The organism is Streptomyces sp. NPDC058145 (assembly GCF_042884245.1).
In the GTDB taxonomy this organism is placed as follows: Bacteria; Actinomycetota; Actinomycetes; order Streptomycetales; family Streptomycetaceae; genus Streptomyces.
Map to the genome: position 1 here is coordinate 76,402 of NZ_JBHVUH010000021.1, position 19,328 is coordinate 95,729.

Genomic DNA, 19,328 nt, shown 5'->3' on the forward strand with positions numbered 1-19,328 from the left:
ACCTCCCCCCTCGCTCTGTGGGCTCTCGGGGGGGGGGGGGGCGCCGCGGGCCCGGCCCCCCCCCCCGCCGCCCCGCCGGGGGCGCCCGGTGGGGGCCCGAGACCGGGGGGCGCCCGGCGTCCCGGGCGCACCGCGGTCTCGGCCCGGTCGGGCCCTAAGGCGTCAGGAATTCCTGGGCAGCGCCCGCTTTCTGAACAGCGAGCCGCTCACTGGTCGTCGCCGTAGTACACGTACTGGTCGATGTCCAGCGACGCTCCGGCCTCCGCGAGCCAGGCCAGCAGGGCCGCGCCCAGCCAGATGCCCTTCTGCTGCGGGTCCTCCGGGTCGGTGAGCTCCTGCACGATCGCGAGGGAGACCTCGGCGTCCCCGGAGGCGGCCAGCCGCCCCAGGGCCGCGGCGAACTGCGGTCCCCAGCCGAGGATCACGGGTTCGAGATCCTCCGGCCGTCCGGGCCCGTCTCCGGCCGAGGCGTGCCGGATCCAGGTCGTGTGCGCGCGCGGCGGCGACTGGGGGCGCCTGCGGCTGCCGATCGCGGTCGCTTCGTCGGGCCCGGTCTCCAGCCGCGCGGAGATCTCCTCCGGTTGCAGGGACTCGCTGACCACCCTCAGGTACATCCGGAAGGCGCTCACGGCCGGTACCTGTAGTTGGTCGGAACCAAGATCTTCCCGTCCTTGCTCACGAGGACGACCCTGCCCTCTCCGTCGCGCATCGCGTCGAACCGCGACACGTTGTTCTTCCCCACCCAGTCGGCCTTGAAGGCGTGCGGGTCCTCGCCGACGCTTTTCAGCGCCTTTTCGAGTTGTTTCTCCTTGATCTTGACCAGGGAGCCGCGGTCGATGGCCGCGGCGTCGGGGATCTCTCCGCGGATGAAATCACACGACGCGTTGTGGACGAGTACGGGAGTCGTCCCCGCCAGCACATAGTAGGTGTGGAGGTCGTTGACGGTCAGGTTGTAGGCGCCCTGCGGCTCCTTCCAGTGCGTGACCTTGTCGATCCGTACGCTGGTGCCGTCGGGGGCGCGGAGGGTGTCGCCGGAGTTCAGGTCGCGGGCGTCGGTCCACCGTCCCCGGTTCTCCACCCAGAAGGGGTGGTGGTCGGTCGCGGTGAGCGCGGGTGGTCCGTCGCCCCCGTCGCCGGCCAGGCGCACGCCGGTGAAGTCCTCGTCCTCGGGCGTGTAGATCGTGTCTTCCACCGAACGCACGCCGGTGATCCCCGCCTGCGGGTCGCCGGCCAGGACACTGTCGCCGACCGTGATCTCCTCGATGGGCAACGCGGTGGTGCCGTCGCCCATGAGGACCCGTGTGCCAGCCGGGAAGCTGTTGCACGGGGGCAGCTTGTCGCCCTTGCGGGCGGCGCGGACGTCCTCCGGGAGCAACTTGCCCCCGTACTTGAGCCAGCGCATGACCGCGAGCGAGCCCAGCAACCGGTCGGTGTTGCTCACCTTCTCTTCGGTGGCCAGATCGGTGCCGGTGATGGCTTCGAGGACGCCCTTGCCATCGCCGATCCCGGGCAGCAGATTGAGCAGTAGCGACATCCGGCGCTCTTGCGCGGCCCGTTCTTCGGGAGTCGTGTCCTTCGAACCGATCCGGTCGGCGAGGCGGGAGAAGTCGAAGTCGAACTCGGGTACCTGGCGGAGCTTCGACGCGCCCTTGCCGATGCCGTCGACGGCCTTCTTGGTCTCGTTCAGCCCCTTGTTGGCCTCCTTGATCCCTTCGTTGAGCTTGTCCATCCCCCGATTGGCCTTCTCGATGCCCTTGTTGGCCTCGTCCAGGCCCTTGTTGACCTCGGCCGTGGCCTTGTTCATGTCATCGAGGGCGCCGTTCATCTTGTCGAAGCCGGCGTTGATCTGGTCCAGGCTCTTTCCGATGTCCTTGAAGAAGCCCGCGATGTCCCAGGTGTCCTTCGGCGGCCGGTCGTCGACGGGCTTGGGATCCGGGTAGTAGTCCCCCACCACCACGGCGAGCACGGCCAGGGCCTCGACCGACTCGGTGTGGGCGTCGAGCATCCGGGACGCCTTCACGAGGTCGGTGCGCAGCTTGTCCACGTGCGGCTTGGCGGCCTTGAGCGCCTTGAGCGTCTGCTCGAAGATCTGCTTCTTCTTCTCCGGGTCGGGCTCCTTGTCCGGGTCGAGCAGGAGTTGGGGCTTGAGCTTGTACAGCTCGGTCAGCTCCTTCTCCAGTCCCTTGAAAGAGGCACCCTCGTCCTTCATCGCGTCACGGGTGACGTAAAGGAAGACGCCCACGCCGAGGCCCAGTTTGGCGGACTTGAGGGCGAACTCCTTGAGGCAGGAGGGCCGTTCCAGCAGCGGCTGGGAACCGCAGTCGGAGTACTGCGCCACTTTGGCCGCGATCTCCAGCAGGGTGGGCTCGGGCTCGTGCTTTGGGGCGGGTCCGGCCGCTGCGGCGGTGCCCGCGCCCACGGTCAGCAACAAGGCGGTCGCGAGCGTGACGATCTTTTGTTTTGCGTGCAGGTACATTTCTTCCTCAGGGCGCAGACCTCACAGCGCCGCGTCGTGCGGCGCGGGTCGGCGCTTCCCCCTGGGCGGCCGGGCCGCCCTCGTGTTGCGCGCGTGTCGAACGCGTGGTCGCCAACACCGTAGACCGTTACCTTCGGTCATGATCAACTGAGCGCTTTGCGTGATGACCTGACGAGGGCGCCACCTCCTCCGGCGCAAGGCGGGGGCCGGGGCCGGGCAGGTCCGGCAGACGGCCGCCTGGGCATAACCCCGGAACACATCGACCACCAGGCGGTGCGCGCCGTCGCCGCCGGCCGGTCGGAACGGACCCGCAACCGGGGTCTTGGGGGTGACGACCGCTTCGAGCGCCTTCTGACACCCTGCCATGAACCATCCCGTGCCCCGGAGATGAGCCCCTCTCCGACTCCGGACCTGGGGAGCGTGCCGAGCTGCGCCGAGGCGGGGCCGCGGGGCCGCCGCCCCCCCAGCTGTCACCGACTTGGTAGGAACACACAATCTCGCCCGCTGAGGGATAGCCACCGGTGACTCACCGCGTCGTGGGGGTCGTGAAGAAGGGGAGGGTCGATGGAGGCCTCGAGCCACGATGACTACCGGGAGTTCGTAGCGATGCGCTCCACCGCGCTGCTGCGGCTGGCGGTGCTGCTCACCGGCGGGGACCGGCACGCCGCGGAGGATCTGCTGCAGATCGCGCTGATGAAGGCCTACGGGCGTTGGGCGCGCATCGAACAGCCCGAGGCGTATGTCCGCCAGATCATGTACCGCCAGCAGGTCAACCGCTGGCGGCTGCGCAGACACCATGCCGAGACCACGGTGCCGGTGCTGCCCGAGTCCGGCGGACAGACGGAAACCGGGGCGGACCTGGAGCTGCGGATCGCGTTGTGGGCGGCGCTCGGCCGTCTGTCGAAGCGCCAGCGAGCCGTGGTCGTACTGCGCTACTTCGAGGACCTGCCGGAGGCCGAGGTCGCAGCGCTGCTCGGCTGCCCGGTCGGCACGGTGCGCAGCACGGCGCACCGGTCGCTCGCGAAGCTCAGGGCGCTCGTACCGGAGCTTCAGCCCGAAGCGCATGCCGAACAGCAACCGCCGCTCAGCTACACGGCGAAGGAGATCCAGACATGACTACAGAGCAGGTGGAGGAGAAGGTCCGCGAGACGCTGCACGCGGTCGCCCTGGGCCAGGTGCGGGCGCCGGCAAACCTGGCGCAGCAGGTGGTACGGCGGCGCAGCCGGCGTCGTTTCTCGCAGGCCGCGGGGGCCGCGGTGGCTGTCGCCGCGATCGCCGCGGGGGCGAGCCTCGGCCTCGGCGGCGGCGGTGCGGGCGAACACGGCCGGCCCGTGCAGCCGGCGGCGGCGCCGCAGGGCTGGCACCCGTGGCAGAGCGGCGTGGCGGGCGCCGGCGAGCGGGGCTGCCTGGTGGACGGTTCCGCACTGTATTGCAGCGGGTCCGCCTACGACGTCGCGAAGTTCGACGCCCGCACCGGCGAGCGGCTGTGGACCGTCAAGGTCAATCGCGAAGGCGACGGCATCGACCACCCGTTCGCCGTACGCGACGGCGTCGTCTACGCCTACCGCAACCACACCGCGAAGAACCAGCCGAACGGCGACTACGCCGGCGGCACCGATCTGGTGGCGGTGGACGCCGGCACCGGCAAGCGGCTGTGGACCATCGAGATGCCGCAGGACGACCGCACCGGCCAGGCGGCCATGCTCATCGACGGCGCGGTATGGGCGAACACCCCGTCCCTGCGTACGATGTCGGCCCTCGACCCGCACACCGGTGCCGAGAAGTGGCACCACACCTGGGCCAAGGGCGTCGTATGCCAGCGGGCCGTGCTGAGCGGTGTGCCCCACCTGGTGTGCACGCCGGACACCGAGGATGTGCACGACACCGACGTCTTCCGTCTCGATCCCGCCACCGGAGAGGCCCACAAGGTCACGACCCTTCCCGGCAGGCAGCAGCTGGTCGGGACCTCGGCAGACCGGCTGGTCCTGGCCGGGGCCGCGGATGCGGCCGGCGACGACCTTCAGCTGACCACCGTCAGCGGCTCCGGGAAACGGACCACACTGCCCGGCCAGGTCAAGGGACACGCGGCCACCTTCACCGTCGCCGGTGACCGTCTGATCTCCGTGTCCTGGAAAGGCAAGGCTGCCGCCTACTCGCTGACCACCGGACAGACGCTGTGGAGCGGCCCGGTGGGCGTCACGATGCCCGACCAGAACACGGTGGCGTCCCTCGCGGCTCCCGTGGTTTCCGCACGGCAGGGGGTCGTGTACTTCTGCAGCCCGACCGGGGACCTGTCCGGTCTCGACCTGCGCACCGGCAAACAGCTCTGGCACGGCCACGTCGACACAGGCAAACCTACCCGCGGTCTGACAGACACACCCCAACTCCTGCTCTACCACGACGTACTGATCGCCAGGAACGGCAGCAAAATCATCTCCCTCCTCCCTCCGATCGGCCACTGACACGAACGACGGGCCGGGGCAGCACCCACGCCCCGGCCCGTCGCCCCTACGCAGCCGCACCGCACCGCAGGGGCCCGACAGCAAACGACGCGATCGGGCGAGCATCGTGCTGGTGCCTCCGGGTGGGCCGTTCGGCTGGGGGGCGTGCCGGGCACCTGGAGCCCATGGCCGACGACGCAGGCCGGCATCCGGCTGGTCACCCTTTTCCGGGATGCTGAGCGGCTACTGGGCGCGTACCTCGCCGACCAGGTACGCGCCCAGTAGCCGCGAGGACCGTCCGGGCCGCGCGATCCGCTTCCTGCTGTACTCACCGCGTTCCCACCTGCTCGAGGAACGTCTCGCATCGCAGGGTCACGTTGGCCGCCAGCTTCCCTCGGTCCGTCCAGGCAGGCTGGAGGACGAGAGAGGGGTGGACGCCCGTCCTACGCTGCTGACTGGCCCTCGGTCTCCGGCTCAGCCGGAGATCTCCTTGCGGTCCGACCCTGCGCCGATGGCGATCTTTCGGGGCTTGGCGCGTTCGGCGATCGGGATACGCAGCGTGAGCACACCGGCGTCGTAGTCGGCCCGGATGCGTTCGGTGTCGAGGGTGTCGGCCAGGACGATCTGGCGGGAGAAGATGCCCAGCGGCCGCTCGGACAGTTCCATCTGCACGTCGTCGGACTTCGCCGCGGGCCGACGTTCGGCCTTGACGGTGAGCATGTTCCGCTCGACGTCGATGTCGATCGCCTCGGGGCTGACGCCGGGCAGGTCGAAGGCCACGACGTACTCGTCGCCCTCGCGGTAGGCGTCCATCGCCATCGGGGACGGCCGCGACCAGGTGCCCGGGCCCGTCATCTGCTGGGCCAGCCGGTCGAGTTCACGGAAGGGGTCGGTGCGCATCAACATCGGAAAAACACCTCCAACAGGTACAGGCTGAAGCTGCCAATGCGCTTACGAAACCGTTGTAGCATGTCATCTGATGGATGACAATCTTGGCAGTCATCCAGGCGATGACGATCTGAGGAGGTGCCATGACGACAGCGGATCGACCTGACCGACCGGCCTCGGCCCCCACCGGCGCCCAGGGCCCTGCATCGTTCCTCGCTGCTGCGGCAGCCCTGGAAGCCATGGACGACGCCCTGCGGACCGCCCAGCAGCAAGCCCCCGCCGCTTCCGTCGCTTCCGGTGTCGGCCCGGAGCGGGCGTTGGCCTCCTTGCTGCTGCTGCGCCACGTCCGTGAGGAGCTCGCCGGGTGGGAGACCGGTCTGATCGAGACGGCCCGCGACGCAGGTGCCAGCTGGGCCGACCTCGCCCAGCCCCTCGGCGTCGCCAGCCGCCAGGCCGCCGAACGCCGCTACCTGCGCAACCGGCCCGGCCCCGCCGGAACCACCGGCGAACAGCGCGTCCAAGCCATCCGCGAACACCGCGCCGCGCAGCGCAGCACCAGCGCCTGGGCCCGGAACAACGCCGCCGACCTGCGCCGCATCGCCGCCCGGATCACCGCCCTCACCGACCTGCCCGCCGCCGCCCGCCACCCACTGAGCGAACTCGACGCCGCCCTCGCCCAGGACGATCCCGCCGCCCTCATCCATCCCTTGAACGCCGCCCGCCCCCACCTGGCGGCCCACCCCGACCTCGCCGCCCAGCTCGACACCCTCACGACGTCCGCCACGGACCCCGGCTAGCCGACGGCCGTCACGGCGCCCGTCGAAGCGACGACGCGTGCCCGCCGGTGGCGTCCGGGCGGACGCCCGACGAGGTCGCCGAGAGAGACCGGCGGGCACCGCTGCCGGCAGCGGTGCCCGCCACCACGAACCCCGCACGCCCGAACCGCGGCGACCCTGATCTTCACGTCCTACGTTGTTTTCAGTAACTGAGCCAGTTGTCCGATGACACGACCTGTGAGGTATACGCGAACATGCCAACCGAGACCTTTGAGTTCCAGGTGGAGGCCCGTCAGCTGCTGCAGCTGATGATCCACTCCGTCTACTCGAACAAGGACGTCTTCCTCCGCGAGCTCGTCTCCAACGCCTCCGACGCGCTGGACAAGCTGCGCCTTGAGAAGTTGCGGCACGACTCCCTCGACGCCGACGTGTCCGACCTGCACATCGAGCTCGACATCGACAAGGACGCCCGCACCCTGACCGTGCGCGACAACGGCATCGGCATGTCCTACGACGAGGTGGGGCGCCTCATCGGCACGATCGCCCACTCGGGCACCGCCCAGTTCCTGCAAGAACTGCGGGAGGCCAAGGAAGGGGCCGAGGAAGGCCTCATCGGCCAGTTCGGTGTCGGCTTCTACTCCGGCTTCATGGTGGCGGACGCAGTGACCCTGGTGACGCGGCGCGCCGGTGAGAGCGACGGCACCCGCTGGACATCACGTGGTGAGGGCACCTACACGTTGGAGACGGTTGCCGACGCACCGCAGGGCACCTCGGTCACCCTCCACCTCAAGCCGGCCGACCCGGACAACCAACTGCACGACTACACCTCCCCGTTCAAGATCCGGGAAATCATCAAGCGGTACTCGGACTTCATCACCTGGCCCATCCGCATGGCGCCCGACGGCACGGGCTCGGACGGCAAGAGCCCGGAGGACCAGAACGACGAGGCACCCGCGCCCGAGACGCTCAACTCCACGAAGGCCCTGTGGGCGCGCTCCCGCGACGAGGTGTCCGAGGAGGAGTACCACGAGCTGTACAAGCACGTCGGACACGACTGGCGCGACCCGCTGGAGACGATCCGGCTCCAGGCGGAGGGCACCTTCGAGTACCAGGCCCTGCTGTTCCTGCCCGCCCACGCCCCCTATGACCTGTTCAACCGGGACTACAAGCGGGGCCTGCAGCTCTACGTCAGGCGCGTGCTCATCATGGAGGACTGCGAGGCGCTGCTGCCGCCGTACCTCCGCTTCGTCAAGGGCGTCGTCGACGCGGCAGACCTCTCGCTCAACGTCTCCCGCGAGATCCTCCAGCAGGACCGTCACATCGACATGATGCGCCGCCGCCTGACGAAGAAGGTCATCTCCACCGTCAAGGACATGATGACCAAGAACCCGGATCGCTACGCCACGTTCTGGCGGGAGTTCGGCACCGTCCTCAAGGAGGGGCTCGTCACTGACTCGGACAACCGCGACGCTCTCCTCGCCGTGGCCTCGTTCGCGAGCACCCACCATGACACCGAGCAGACCACGCTCAAGCAGTACCTGGAACGAATGAAGGACGGGCAGGACGACATCTACTACCTGACCGGCGAGTCCCGGCAAAGCATCGAGAACTCCCCACACATGGAAGCGTTCCGGGACCGCGGCATCGAGGTGCTGCTGCTCACCGATCCCGTCGACGAAGTCTGGGCCGACGCCGTCGGCACGTACGAAGGGAAGAAACTGCGGTCCGTCGCCAAGGGCCGCATCGACCTCGACACCGACGACGCGGACACATCCGAGGACGAGCAGAAGAAGCAGAGCGAGGAATACGCCGGGCTCCTCGACTGGATGACACAGCAACTGGGCGAAGAGGTCAAGGAGGTGCGCCTCTCGTCGCGCCTGACCGTCTCCCCTGCCTGTGTAGTCTCCGATGCCGACGACCTGACCCCGGCCCTGGAGAACATGTACCGCGCGATGGGCCAGGAGGTGCCCCGCACCAAGCGCATCCTGGAACTCAACGCCCACCACCAACTGGTGAAGGGCCTCAACCAGGCCTACACAGAGCGCACGGACCACACGGCGCTCGCAGAGACCGCCGAGCTCCTGTACGGCCTGGCCGTACTCGCCGAAGGCGGCCAGCCGAAGGAGCCGGCACGGTTCGTCAAACTGATGGCGGACCGTCTGCAACGCGCACTGTAACCAGCGCTGTCGTACCGGCGGCGCCGGTACGACAGCGCAACCAGACGCTCCCATGAAGTGGCTGACACGTCCGGACAGACCCTCGTAAGCGCCGGCAGCATCGGAGACGTGAAGCTGTGGGACACCCGGTCCGTCAGCAAACCCGTCCACCGGTTCATGCGGATCCGGCAGGCGGTCGGCACCACCAGGAGCCTGCAGCCGGAGACAGTCCGCTTCCACGGGTATCTTTCGTACGACCCCCTTCCTTCGCGCCAACGGCGTTGCCCAGCTCCAGGAGGACGTCACTCCAGCGCATCCAGGTAAGTCAGCCCCGCCGCACCAACGCGCCGAACCCTCGTCAAGGGGTCAGCTACCCGACCGTCACCTCGGGTCCGGATGGTTCCCGGGTCCGCCGCCGGGTCCTGCCAGCGGTGTCGGCGAGAGAGCCGTGGGTTGCTCGCCCGGTTCCAGCAGGGTGTCCGCCGCACCGACGATCAGCGGATCGGGCGTACCCACCGCCGCCAGATCCTTCGCCGGGTAGTCGAAACGGTTCAGCAGACTGCGCATCGCCTCCAGCCGACCCCGCCGCTTGTCGTTGTTCTTCACGACCGTCCAGGGCGCGTGCGCGGTGTCGGTCGCCCGGAACATGTCGACCTTGGCCGCGGTGTAGTCGTCCCAGCGGTCGAGCGAGGCCAGATCGGTCGGGGACAGCTTCCAGCGGCGCACCGGATCGACCTGCCGTATCGCGAACCGGGTGCGCTGCTCGGCACGCGACACCGAGAACCAGAACTTCACCAGCAGAATGCCCTCGTCGGTCAGCAACCGCTCGAACAACGGTGCCTGCTGGAGAAACCGCCGGCGCTCCTCCCCCGAGCAGAATCCCATGACCCTTTCGACCCCCGCCCGGTTGTACCAGGACCGGTCGAAGAAGACGATCTCACCGCGATCCGGCAGGTGGGTGACGTACCGCTGGAAGTACCACTGCCCCGCCTCCCGCTCGGTGGGCTTGTCCAATGCCACCACACGGGCGCCGCGGGGGTTCAGCCGCTCGGTGAACCGCTTGATGGCGCCACCCTTGCCGGCCGCGTCCCGGCCTTCGCAGACCACGACGATCCGCTGCCCCGTCTCCTTCACCCACCGCTGCAGCTTGAGCAGCTCGATCTGCAAGATCCGCTTGGTCCGCTCGTACTCGCGCCGCCCGACCCGGTGGTCGTACGGGTGGTTTTCCCGCCAGGTCTCGATCGGCCGACCGTCGCCGCCCAGAAGCACCGGCCGCTCCGGCTGTCGATCATCCACCGCGAGCCCGTGCAACAGGCCGTCCTCCCGCCCCGTGCTCCGACTCCCCTGTGCCTCCAGCACCTGCTCCGCCTCGGCCACGCGCCCCGCCTCTCCGCCACATCACTCGGACCGGTGATCCCCTCCACGTGCCCCGGCAGGCCGGACCCAGACGCACCACTGCGAGGCCTTGTCCGGGCGCGCTGCTCCGGGAACGCCGAGGCCAAGACATCGACATCGGGCTCGGCTGCAGTCGCCGACTGGGACGTGGTGCGACCGGGTGTGGGCCGGGTCCTCACTTCTTCAGGTCCCCTTCGGCCGTATCGGTGACGGCGTCACCCAGGGCAGCTCCAGAGGTGTCTGCGAAGTGCGTGCCGCGGCGACGTGCCGTAGTACTCCTGGGGAGACACGCAGACAGGTTCGTTGTCGTTTGGAGTCATCGATGGTCGTTCGCCGCGTCGTGCCCAACATCCGGTCGGAGGCTGTGCGGGAAAGCCGGGAGTTCTACGGCCTGCTGGGCTTCGAGGAGGTCATGAACCACGGCTGGATCATGACGCTTGCCTCCCCGGCCAGCCCGGCAGCGCAAATCAGCGTCATGACCAGCGACAAGACCGCGCCTGTCACCCCCGACGTCAGCGTCGAGGTGGACGACGTGGATGCGGCCTATACGGTCATGCGGGAGAGCGGTGCGGAGATCATTCACCCCTTGCAGGACGAGGAGTGGGGCGTGCGGCGGTTCTTCGTTCGCGACCCCAGCGGACGGGTGGTCAACGTGCTGGGCCACCGCTGACAGCCTCCCCCTGCGTCCCGGGACCGCGTTGCCCCTGCCTACCGAGGTCTCGGCTCCGACGACATCGGCCAATCTCCGGCAGCCGGGTGGCAGGAGGCTGCTTCCAGCATGGCTTCGGCAGTGGCAGGCGATGACGCCGGAGCATAGGGCGGGCGCCAGAGAGGGGTCGTGGACGCTGTCGACGTATCCCAGGCTGGCGGGACGCGGGTGTCGGCGCCCGTACGAAAGGTCGCCGGGCCGGGGAACGAAACGCAGGAGGCGGGGTGTCAGGAGAGCCAGTCAGCGTAGTGGGTGGGGGCGAGGCGGGCGTTCTTGTCGGTGAGGACGTCGCCCTTGACGAGGGCGAACATGCCGGCGGTGGGGTCAATGACAACGGTGCGGCTGTCGCCCTTGTGGGTCAGGGTGATCCGGCCCACCTCGTCCAGGGTGAAGACCTCGGGGCCGGCGATGTTGCGGATGCCGTTCAGGGCGGCGCCGGCGGCGACCTCCGCCACCGCGGCGGCCACGTCCTTGGAGGCGATGGGCTGGATGGGCGTGGCGGGCAGCCGGACGGTGTCGTCGTCGGCGGTCCACGAAAGAACCGCGTCCATGAAATCCATGAACTGCGTGGCTCGGACGATCGAGTAGGGGATCGGCCCGGCCGCGAGGATCTTCTCCTGGAGCACTTTGGCCCGGTAGTAGTCCAGCTCCGGCACCTGGTCCCCGCCGACGATCGAGAGGATGACGAAGTGGCCGACGCCGCCTTTGTGGGCCGCGGCCAGAAGGTTGTCCATCGAGGTCTGGAAGAAGGCGAGGGAGGCTTCGTCGAAGGTCGGGGAGTTCGTCAGGTTGACGACGACGTCCGCTCCCGCCACCGCCTCATCCAGTCCCCTGCCGCTGATGATGTCGACTCCGGTGGACTTCGAGTGCGGTATTGCCTCGTGCCCGGCGGCGGTGAGGTCCTTGACGACCTGCGACCCGATCAGTCCGGTACCGCCGATGACTGCGATCTTCATACCATGCCTTTCGTCGGGTTCATGTACGAAATATGGCATATGAACCGCTATGTGGGTGCGGCATGAAACGGCCCGCTGATCGGCCAAGGGAGGGATGGCGTCAGAGACCGTCGACGAACGTGGCCGTCTCGTCGAGCGGCGCCCCCAGTTCGCGCAGCGGCCCGCCGGCGCCCCTCCGAGTCCGCACGCGCGATGCCGAGCGCACCGTAGCGCTGCACGCCGAAGGCGGATCGGCGCTCGCGGTACGGAGACTTCAGCGTGGCCGGATACATCTCTGCCCGCCGAACTCCTGCTCGGACTCGGCATCGGCACTCTGTTCGCCCCAGCCGTCGCAACAGCGACCGGCGGAGTCGCTCCCCACGACGCCGGCGTCGCGTCCGCGGCCGTCAACACCGCCCAGCAGACCGGCGCGCCGATCGGCACCGCGCTGCTCAACACCATCGCGGCCACTGCCACCAGCACCTACCTGGCCGACCACCGCGGCGCACACGCCCTCCGAAACGCCACCGTGCACGGCTATGCCGTCGCCGCGGCCTGGGCACTGGGCACTGGGCACTGGGCACTGGGCACTGGGCACTGGGCACTGGGCATCATGCTCGGCACTGCGGCACTGGCGGCCCGGTTCATATTCGTCGACACGGCGAACTGCCCCGTGGACCCATCGTTGCCCGACCCGACCCGACCCGGCCGGCCCGGATCGCTCGAGCCGAGCCGTGCTCGGTCTCGCCCTGCTACGGCCACACGTCACCCCGCCACAGCAGCCGCCACCCGTCACGTCTCAACCTCGGTGTCGCTCGATTTGGGGTCGCCGTTACATAAGTGGTCGCTCAAGTGCTGGGGGCCGTCCGCCGCAAGTCCGAGGCACGGATGAGCCCAAGAGCCGCCCGCCGAGCTTCCCGTGACGCCACCGACCGAAGCGGCGCGTCAACCGCGATCTCCAGTCCCCCCTGCGAGCACGGGGGCTCCGGGGGGCGGGCGGGGTACAGAACCGGGTGGGGCAAGGGCCGGGCACAAACGATCCGGATACCAGGGTGAGCCTGATGAACACGCTGTTCACCAACGCCAGGACTGTCGGTACCACCGCGGCCGTTGCCGACGATGCGATACCGCGCAAGCCTTCATCGAAAACCTGCGGCAGCCGACCAATGCCCGAGGGAGCCGCGGACACCGCGGTCCTGATCGTGTCCGGACTCGTCACCGACGCCCTGCGCCACACCCTGCACACTGGAACTGACCGCCCACCCGTTCACCATCGAGATGGCCGTCCACGCCCCTGGCTCGCAACCTCCGCGCATGCGCACCCTGGCCTGTACGGACGGCATCAGGGAGTCTGGTGCCGCCCGTCTCGCCCGGTAGCGCCACCCGTTCAAGCCGCCCGGACGGGCCGGCGCATAGAATCTGATCCCATGCCGAAGCCTGACGAGCTGATCGTTGAAATAGCCGCCCGTGTGGAGTCCGGGCAGAGCAATCAGATGTCCCTGACCGTGGTCACCAGTGGTGCTGTCATCACCGGCCGGCTGGCTCCAGAAGCCATGTGGAGGCAGAGGGTGTCGGAGGTGCTGACGGATTCCGCCGACCTGGGCGAGTTCTCCGCCGTCTTCGACACCTCAGCGGAGAAGGACGGGCCGCCCACGCATCTGCACTTCCACGTCGCCCGGATCCTGCAGGGGACGGTGGGGATCCCGGAGACGGGCGGAATGTACCGTGTTGCGATCGAGGACGTCAGTGCCTGGACCGTGGGCAACTTCAGCTACTCCGACCACTGACCCACCGCCGCGCCGAAAGCGGCAGGGCACACAGTGAGGGCGGCTCTACCGGCGTGCGTCGGTAGGGCCGCCCTCACTGCTCTGTTCGGCTCGCGCCTGTCGTCTCGGGCAGCCGGACAGGGGGGTGCCGAGCATTGCGGAAGCCCGCTGCATGAAGGGGGCACGAGATGGGGCCGACCGCCGTCAAGCGATTCAGCGAGAAAGGGATGTTCCTCGACTACGGGCCCGAGCCGTCCGTAGGGCATCGCATCCTCTGTACCCGCTTGCCGACGGAGGCCGCCCCCGGATGCCGGGCCGGGGTGGGTACGGTCGAGGAGGCCGAGTTCTCCGTACCGGCGGTAGCGGCCCGACCCATTTCATGCAGTAAGAGGCAGATGCCCATCTCGGCTGCGATGTGCGCGATCGGGCGGGTGCGGCAGCGCTCCACAGCCGTTTGCGTCCTTCTGGGGGCAACGGGCCGTTTCGGTGCGTCACTGCGGGCTGCTCATGTCAGTAGTTCGGCAACGGCATCCGGGGCCTCACGCATTGCATTATGGCCGGTTGGGAGGTCGTGCACTTGCCAGTCCCTATCGGCTTTGAGTCGGGTGCGGAGTTCAGTGAAGGGGGTGCGGTCCTCCCATCCGGAGCAGTAGATGAATTCGCGGCGGGGCACATGGTCGACGGCACCGGTCAGCCGAATCGTTTGCGTGAACGAGGCGAGCGGGTGGGGACGGCGGCGGGGATCGCCACCGGCAGGGGGAAGCACGGCGTAGCCGGTGCTCGCAGCGCCGGTGATGAACGCTTGTCGGTAGCGCTCCGAGGTCGACAACCAACACGACTCGCCGTCGCGCGGCACGTAGGCGTCGAGATACACAAGTCGTGAAACCCGGCCGCGGGCACGGTCGGCGGCGGCGGAGATCACCATGCCGCCGTAGCTGTGGCCGACCAGCGTCGCACTGGTGATGTGAGTGCGATCGAGGAGGCGCAATACGTCGTCGGCGTGGGTGTCCAGGTTGGCGGTCGCAATCGTCACCTTGTCGTCGTCGGGCCGCAAACCGGTCAGGGTCAGGGCGTGAACGGTGTGACCGGCACGCTCCAGCAGCGGAACCACCGCGTCGAATGACCACGAGCCGTGCCAACCGCCGGGCACGAGGACGAACGTCGCCATCGGCTTCTCCTCTCGTCGGCCGCGGCATCGAGGCGCGCCCCCAATGACGTGTGGTTCTGCGGGGCGCTGCCCGCGGCTCATGACCACCCCAGATCATCACGTCGGCGCATGGCTGACTACCGATAAACTGCCGCATGATGCCTGACCGCCGCCAACCGCGTAGAACGACCACCGTAACGTCAGATGTGTGGCCGTCCGCCGGACGGCACCTCTGGCAGTCCGGCGGAGCAAGCGCAGTGCAGTCGCACGCACGGGGACACCTGGTATACGCGGCCACCGGCGTCTTGGCAGTTCGTACCGACCGCGGCACGTCGATCGTCCCCGCCAATCGGATCGCCTGGACCCCCGGCGGATGCACGCACCAGCACCGCGCGCACGGTGACACCGACATGCGGATCCTCTTTCTTGCGCCATCCCTGGCTCGGCGCATACCGGACCGGCCCGCCGTGTTCCTGGCCTCCGGCCTCGCGCGCGAGGTCCTGCTCGCCCTTACCGGGCCGAACGACTACGACCATGGCGCGCCGGCCTATAGCCGCGCCTCCCGTTCTCGCCTCCTTCGGGTCCTCGTCGATGAACTCCGAGAAACGCAGGAGCAGCCACTGCACCTACCGGAGCCACAGGACGACCGGCTGCGATCCATCGCGCGGATGCTCTCCGAGAGGCCGTCAGACAATGCCTCGCTGCCCGAACTCGGGAAGACGATCGGAGCCAGCTCCCGCACCCTCAGCAGGCTGCTACGCGGCGAACTCGGGATGACCTTCTACGAGTGGCGCACCCAGCTACGCATCTACCACGCGCTCGTGCTCCTCGCCGACGGCCACGACACCACCCAAACTGCCTACGCCTGTGGATGGGCCAACCCGAGCAGCTTCATCGCCGCCTTCACCAACATCATCGGCACCACTCCAGGCCGCTACCGAGCCAGCCGCCAGAGCACCGTTCGCGGGGCTTGACTCCAGGCTGGCCGTGGCCCCCAGGCCGTGGACCTGGTTCACACTCGCGCCCCGAGCCCGCGCCGGCCCGGCCCAAGCCCGCACAGCCCGAAGACGTCAACAACCGCATGGCCGGCAACATCTGGAGCCCGCTAGTTGGGCTGGGGCCTGTCTGACGGGCTGGGTGTTGAGGATTTCCGCCATGCTTGGCGATGAGGTCAGATGCCGCTTCGATCGTGTCGATGACGTGCTGGCCAGCGTCGTGGGCCTGGGCGGGTGGAGGCCACGTAGGGGGCCGTCGATGAGGAGGACGGCGAGGCCGTGAACGGCGGACCACGCGAGGAACTCGGCTCCGGGCGGCGGTCTTCGGGCAGCAGGCCGGTCTACGACGGGCTTGATCCAGGTCAAGCCTTGTCCACAGCCCTGTCAGCTGTGATCTCCCGTAGTACAGCGGGCTGCGTGACGCTGCGGGGCATCGGGTAGTCGTGCGGTCGGCATGCCGCTTGTCGTGTCGCCCTGCATCGGTCCAGCGGCCGTCCGTTAGGCTCGCGTCGCCCACAAAGGTCCGATCTTCACGGAAGGGGACGACGGAGATCAACCGAGAACGCCTCGTCAGAATGCTGACGTTTTGGCTGCGGCCTGCGTTCGCGCTGCGGGTCATCAACAGGTTTCAAAAGATCTCGGGTTTCGACCGCTCAATGGCCCTGGCGTCCAGCGCCTTGACGGCATTGGTCCCGCTCTCCATCCTCCTTGGCTCTGTCTTCGTGCACTACGACGCCGCAGAGCGGATCATCAAACGCTACGACCTCACCGGAGCAGGCGCCACGGCAGTCCGCTCGCTGTTCTCTTCTACCGAGGGGCCCAGCGCGAGCTTCGGCGTTTTCGGCGTCGTGTTTCTGATGATCTCGGTGCTGAGTTTCACGCGCGCCGCGCAGCGGCTCTTCGAACAGGCATGGGAACTCAAATCCCTCAGCGTGCGCAACACGCGCAACGGCTCGTGGTGGATCCTCACACTTGGTGGCTATGCCGTGGTCATTACGTTGCTCTCCGCGCTCCTTGGCGGGTACGCGCTGGGTCTGGTCGCCTTGGTGTGTCAAGTACCGGTGACTGCAGCGTTCCTCGTCTGGAGCGGCTGGATCCTGTCGGCGAAGCGGATCGGGTGGCCGGGCCTGCTTCCCTTCGGCGTCACCGGCGCCGCTCTGACGGCGGCCTATTCAGTGGGCGCAACCATCTACATGCCGCGTCTGTTCAACTCCTCCGCGACACGCTACGGGGTGGTCGGTGCGGTCTTCGCGATGATTTCCGCCCTCTTCGCAGTCATGCTCGCCCTGGTTGCATCGGCGGCACTGGGACGAGAGGTACGAGACGAACTCAGCCGAATCCGTGAAGGCCACCGCCCTTCCGACCGTGAGGTCCGCCGGCAGTGGGACAACGTGGTCGAGCAGACTCGGTCACGGTGGCGCACGACACGGGAAGAGATCTCCCGTCGCCAGTCCAAGGGGTCGAACCAGTGACGGGCACGGCAAGCCACCATCGACATCCACGTTTCCAGCGTCGTCAGCCAGGAAGAGGTTGCCAAGAATCTCGGTGATCCTGAGGCAGTCCTGATGGTGGACGACACCGGTTTCCTGAAGAAGGGAACACGGTCGGCCGGCGTTCAGCGGCAGTATTCCGGCACGGCCGGCCGGACGGACGGAGAACAGATCGGCGTCTTACTCGGCTATGCGATCGACCGGAGCAGGACGTTGATCGACGGCTGTTCGTATCGACCTTCGCCCTACTCCACCAGTTCAAGCACCTTGCCGTGCGTTGGGAACGACGCCTTGAACTCCACGACGCCTTCCTCTCGTTGGCCTGCAGCCTCATCTGCTGGAGGCGCCTCGAGAAGGCTGGGTCGTGATCAGAGGTTCGGGGAACGGTCGGTCGAAGACCTGGCCGAAGTACCTGGACTCCCAGATCGACAGGTGCTTGACCAGGCCGAGAAGGTTGGTTCCAGTCGACGTCAGGGGGCGTCGGATGTCGTACTCGACGAGCCCATCGAGCTTCCAGAGGACCGCCTCGCACATCTCTCGCAGATCGCTGTGCAGGTACTCTTTCGCGAAATTATCGATCAGACGAGACGACTCTGCCATGACGGGCGAGGGACCGGTGCCGGAACCCCTCACCCGCCCAACCAGACCATCCCTACGAGATCTTGTTACGAGCTCTGATGTCTGTCCCGTAACTGCTCGTCACGGAGCTGCCCGGACTGCGGAAACTGCGTAGCTACTGAGTTTGCGGTGCCGGTATCGTCCGGTCTCCCGACACGCCGTACCAGCCCCTACGTTCAGAGAGCGATGCACATGACCAGCCAGCAGGCAACGACGACCCTATGGCGCCCCACCGGCCCCAAGGAGCTGGATCTGGTTCGGGAGCTGAACTGGCGTGCGTGGCCGCCCCGGCTGCCCGAGCAGCCGATCTTCTACCCGGTCCTGAACGAGGACTACGCGATCAGGATCGCCCGGGACTGGAACGTGAAGCACGACGGCGCTGGCTTCGTCACTCGTTTTGAGGTCGAGTCAAAGTTCTTGAGCCGGTATCCCGTCCAGCAGGCCGGCGGGCGGACGATTCTCGAACTCTGGGTTCCGGCCGAGGATCTGGACGACTTCAACGCCCACATCGTCGGCGAGATCCAGGTGGTCCACGAGTTCCGCTGAGGCGTCGAAGGAGGCTGGGGTGGCACGCCGGGCCGGTGGGATGATCCCTGAGCGGGCTGGTGTGAACACGGCGTCGGAACCTTCCTAAGAGCGCCCGGCAGTAGGCGTGCTGGGCGGTCTTAATCGAGTGCGAGAGTCCCGGTCCGGGTGATACAAGGGTCTGCGTGCCTGAGCATCTCTACTTCCCCACCCTGCTGCGGATGATTGACGAGCGGTCCGCCGCGTTCCGCGCCGCCGTCGCCGCGGCCCCCAGCCTCGACGCCGATGTCCCGTCCTGCCCGGGCTGGACGCTGTATGACCTGGCGAACCACCTCAGTGAGGGGGACCGCTTCTGGGCCTACATCGTGCTGAACACCGCGCCGGGCGACGAGCGGCCGAGCAAGGACGGGCTGGCGGCGCCCAGGGAGCGCGAGGCCCTCATAACCTGGCTGGCCGACTCGACGGAGCAGCTGCTTACTGCTCTGCGCGAGGCCGGCCCGGACCGGGGCTGCTGGGCCTGGTGGGAGCCGCTGGCCTCGCCGCACACGGTGGCCGCCGTGGCCCGCCGCCGCGTCCCGGAGTCGCTGATCCACACCTACGACGCCCAGCTGGCCTCCGGTACCCCGCAGGAGCTGCCGACGACCGAGGCGGGCGACGCCATCGAGGAGTTCCTCGCCACCGTCTGCACCGGCACGGTCCTGTGGCCGGGCGAGCCCGCCACCATGGACTACCACGCAGCCGAGGCTGGCTCCTGGCGCCAGACGGTGGACGCCGCCGGTTCCCGCTTCACCCGCCTCACCGCGGCGGAGGCCGCCGAGAGCAAGCCCACCGCCGCCATCTACGGCACGGCGAGCGAGATGGCCCTGCTCATGTACATGCGCATCCCGGCTGGCTCGCTGCGGATGGAGGGCGACGCCGACCTGCTCCAGCAGCTGCAGGACTGGGGCTAAGACCGACCGGCAGTAGGCGTGCTGGGCATGCCCAGCACGCCTACTGCCGGTCGGTCTAAAT

General features: G+C 68.2%; 16 protein-coding genes and 2 pseudogenes. 11 read left to right on the plus strand and 7 right to left on the minus strand.

Annotation, left to right across the window (positions count from 1 at the left end; translation table 11 throughout):
* Nucleotides 1-206: 206 nt before the first annotated feature.
* Nucleotides 207-629: a DUF4279 domain-containing protein gene (locus ACFVVO_RS35190; RefSeq protein ID WP_390060535.1), complete on the minus strand. Its 423-nt coding sequence runs from the start codon at nt 627-629 to the stop codon at nt 207-209.
* Complete coding sequence (locus ACFVVO_RS35195; RefSeq protein ID WP_390060537.1) at nt 626-2,476, minus strand: polymorphic toxin-type HINT domain-containing protein; 1,851 nt, start codon at nt 2,474-2,476, stop codon at nt 626-628. Before ACFVVO_RS35195 ends, ACFVVO_RS35190 begins: the two co-directional genes overlap by 4 nt.
* A 564-nt stretch (nt 2,477-3,040) precedes the next feature.
* Here ACFVVO_RS35195 and ACFVVO_RS35200 point away from each other — a divergent pair.
* Both ACFVVO_RS35200 and ACFVVO_RS35205 read left to right on the plus strand, forming a co-directional pair.
* Nucleotides 3,041-3,592: a SigE family RNA polymerase sigma factor gene (locus ACFVVO_RS35200; RefSeq protein WP_390060538.1), complete on the plus strand. Its 552-nt coding sequence runs from the start codon at nt 3,041-3,043 to the stop codon at nt 3,590-3,592.
* Nucleotides 3,589-4,938: a PQQ-binding-like beta-propeller repeat protein gene (locus tag ACFVVO_RS35205; protein WP_390060539.1), complete on the plus strand. Its 1,350-nt coding sequence runs from the start codon at nt 3,589-3,591 to the stop codon at nt 4,936-4,938. Before ACFVVO_RS35200 ends, ACFVVO_RS35205 begins: the two co-directional genes overlap by 4 nt.
* A 453-nt stretch (nt 4,939-5,391) precedes the next feature.
* On the opposite strand, the gene ACFVVO_RS35210 is transcribed toward ACFVVO_RS35205, so the two are convergent.
* Nucleotides 5,392-5,823, minus strand: coding sequence for an Hsp20/alpha crystallin family protein (locus tag ACFVVO_RS35210; protein WP_390060541.1), 432 nt, complete (start codon nt 5,821-5,823; stop codon nt 5,392-5,394).
* Nucleotides 5,824-5,948: 125 nt separating this feature from the next.
* On the opposite strand from ACFVVO_RS35210, the gene ACFVVO_RS35215 reads away from it, so the two are divergent.
* Nucleotides 5,949-6,602 carry a type III effector protein gene (locus tag ACFVVO_RS35215; RefSeq protein WP_390060543.1) on the plus strand — a complete coding sequence of 218 codons (654 nt, stop codon included), beginning with the start codon at nt 5,949-5,951 and terminating at the stop codon, nt 6,600-6,602.
* Between the two features lie 233 nt (nt 6,603-6,835).
* Nucleotides 6,836-8,758 carry a molecular chaperone HtpG gene (gene htpG / locus ACFVVO_RS35220; RefSeq protein ID WP_390060545.1) on the plus strand — a complete coding sequence of 641 codons (1,923 nt, stop codon included), beginning with the start codon at nt 6,836-6,838 and terminating at the stop codon, nt 8,756-8,758.
* A 360-nt stretch (nt 8,759-9,118) separates the two neighbouring features.
* On the opposite strand, the gene ppk2 is transcribed toward htpG, so the two are convergent.
* Complete coding sequence (ppk2, locus tag ACFVVO_RS35225; RefSeq protein ID WP_390060576.1) at nt 9,119-10,096, minus strand: polyphosphate kinase 2; 978 nt, start codon at nt 10,094-10,096, stop codon at nt 9,119-9,121.
* Between the two features lie 358 nt (nt 10,097-10,454).
* On the opposite strand from ppk2, the gene ACFVVO_RS35230 reads away from it, so the two are divergent.
* Nucleotides 10,455-10,802: a VOC family protein gene (locus tag ACFVVO_RS35230; protein WP_390060547.1), complete on the plus strand. Its 348-nt coding sequence runs from the start codon at nt 10,455-10,457 to the stop codon at nt 10,800-10,802.
* 266 nt (nt 10,803-11,068) lie between these two features.
* Here ACFVVO_RS35230 and ACFVVO_RS35235 read toward each other — a convergent pair whose 3' ends face one another.
* Nucleotides 11,069-11,797 carry an SDR family oxidoreductase gene (locus tag ACFVVO_RS35235; RefSeq protein ID WP_390060549.1) on the minus strand — a complete coding sequence of 243 codons (729 nt, stop codon included), beginning with the start codon at nt 11,795-11,797 and terminating at the stop codon, nt 11,069-11,071.
* A gap of 1,406 nt (nt 11,798-13,203) precedes the next feature.
* On the opposite strand from ACFVVO_RS35235, the gene ACFVVO_RS35240 reads away from it, so the two are divergent.
* Nucleotides 13,204-13,563, plus strand: a complete 360-nt coding sequence (locus ACFVVO_RS35240) for a hypothetical protein (protein WP_390060551.1) — start codon at nt 13,204-13,206, stop codon at nt 13,561-13,563.
* 484 nt (nt 13,564-14,047) lie between these two features.
* On the opposite strand, the gene ACFVVO_RS35245 is transcribed toward ACFVVO_RS35240, so the two are convergent.
* Nucleotides 14,048-14,710, minus strand: a complete 663-nt coding sequence (locus ACFVVO_RS35245) for an alpha/beta fold hydrolase (RefSeq protein WP_390060553.1) — start codon at nt 14,708-14,710, stop codon at nt 14,048-14,050.
* Between the two features lie 236 nt (nt 14,711-14,946).
* Here ACFVVO_RS35245 and ACFVVO_RS35250 point away from each other — a divergent pair, with 236 nt between their 5' ends.
* From ACFVVO_RS35250 to ACFVVO_RS35260, 3 genes and pseudogenes are all read left to right on the plus strand, one after another.
* A complete protein-coding gene (locus ACFVVO_RS35250) occupies nt 14,947-15,663 on the plus strand; it encodes an AraC family transcriptional regulator (protein ID WP_390060554.1) in 717 nt (238 codons plus the stop codon).
* A gap of 596 nt (nt 15,664-16,259) precedes the next feature.
* Complete coding sequence (locus tag ACFVVO_RS35255; protein WP_390060556.1) at nt 16,260-17,156, plus strand: hypothetical protein; 897 nt, start codon at nt 16,260-16,262, stop codon at nt 17,154-17,156.
* 87 nt (nt 17,157-17,243) lie between these two features.
* Nucleotides 17,244-17,409, plus strand: a pseudogene (locus ACFVVO_RS35260) (transposase); the annotation flags it as partial.
* Nucleotides 17,410-17,516: 107 nt separating this feature from the next.
* Here the strand turns inward: ACFVVO_RS35260 and ACFVVO_RS35265 are convergent.
* A pseudogene (locus tag ACFVVO_RS35265) lies at nt 17,517-17,756 on the minus strand (DUF664 domain-containing protein); the annotation flags it as partial.
* A 228-nt stretch (nt 17,757-17,984) separates the two neighbouring features.
* On the opposite strand from ACFVVO_RS35265, the gene ACFVVO_RS35270 reads away from it, so the two are divergent.
* Both ACFVVO_RS35270 and ACFVVO_RS35275 read left to right on the plus strand, forming a co-directional pair.
* Complete coding sequence (locus tag ACFVVO_RS35270; protein ID WP_390060558.1) at nt 17,985-18,338, plus strand: hypothetical protein; 354 nt, start codon at nt 17,985-17,987, stop codon at nt 18,336-18,338.
* Between the two features lie 164 nt (nt 18,339-18,502).
* Entirely contained in the window at nt 18,503-19,267 is a 765-nt protein-coding gene (locus ACFVVO_RS35275) for a maleylpyruvate isomerase family mycothiol-dependent enzyme (protein WP_390060559.1), read from the plus strand.
* The last annotated feature ends 61 nt before the right edge of the window (nt 19,268-19,328 follow it).

What these genes read in the sequence shown, in the direction of transcription:
- ACFVVO_RS35195 (WP_390060537.1), bottom strand. Translation starts at nt 2,476, where the DNA reads ATGTACCTGCACGCAAAACAAAAGATCGTCACGCTCGCGACCGCCTTG.
- ACFVVO_RS35200 (WP_390060538.1), top strand. Translation starts at nt 3,041, where the DNA reads ATGGAGGCCTCGAGCCACGATGACTACCGGGAGTTCGTAGCGATGCGC.
- ACFVVO_RS35205 (WP_390060539.1), top strand. Translation starts at nt 3,589, where the DNA reads ATGACTACAGAGCAGGTGGAGGAGAAGGTCCGCGAGACGCTGCACGCG.
- ACFVVO_RS35210 (WP_390060541.1), bottom strand. Translation starts at nt 5,823, where the DNA reads ATGTTGATGCGCACCGACCCCTTCCGTGAACTCGACCGGCTGGCCCAG.
- ACFVVO_RS35215 (WP_390060543.1), top strand. Translation starts at nt 5,949, where the DNA reads ATGACGACAGCGGATCGACCTGACCGACCGGCCTCGGCCCCCACCGGC.
- htpG (WP_390060545.1), top strand. Translation starts at nt 6,836, where the DNA reads ATGCCAACCGAGACCTTTGAGTTCCAGGTGGAGGCCCGTCAGCTGCTG.
- ACFVVO_RS35230 (WP_390060547.1), top strand. Translation starts at nt 10,455, where the DNA reads ATGGTCGTTCGCCGCGTCGTGCCCAACATCCGGTCGGAGGCTGTGCGG.
- ACFVVO_RS35235 (WP_390060549.1), bottom strand. Translation starts at nt 11,797, where the DNA reads ATGAAGATCGCAGTCATCGGCGGTACCGGACTGATCGGGTCGCAGGTC.
- ACFVVO_RS35240 (WP_390060551.1), top strand. Translation starts at nt 13,204, where the DNA reads ATGCCGAAGCCTGACGAGCTGATCGTTGAAATAGCCGCCCGTGTGGAG.
- ACFVVO_RS35245 (WP_390060553.1), bottom strand. Translation starts at nt 14,710, where the DNA reads ATGGCGACGTTCGTCCTCGTGCCCGGCGGTTGGCACGGCTCGTGGTCA.
- ACFVVO_RS35255 (WP_390060556.1), top strand. Translation starts at nt 16,260, where the DNA reads ATGCTGACGTTTTGGCTGCGGCCTGCGTTCGCGCTGCGGGTCATCAAC.
- ACFVVO_RS35270 (WP_390060558.1), top strand. Translation starts at nt 17,985, where the DNA reads ATGACCAGCCAGCAGGCAACGACGACCCTATGGCGCCCCACCGGCCCC.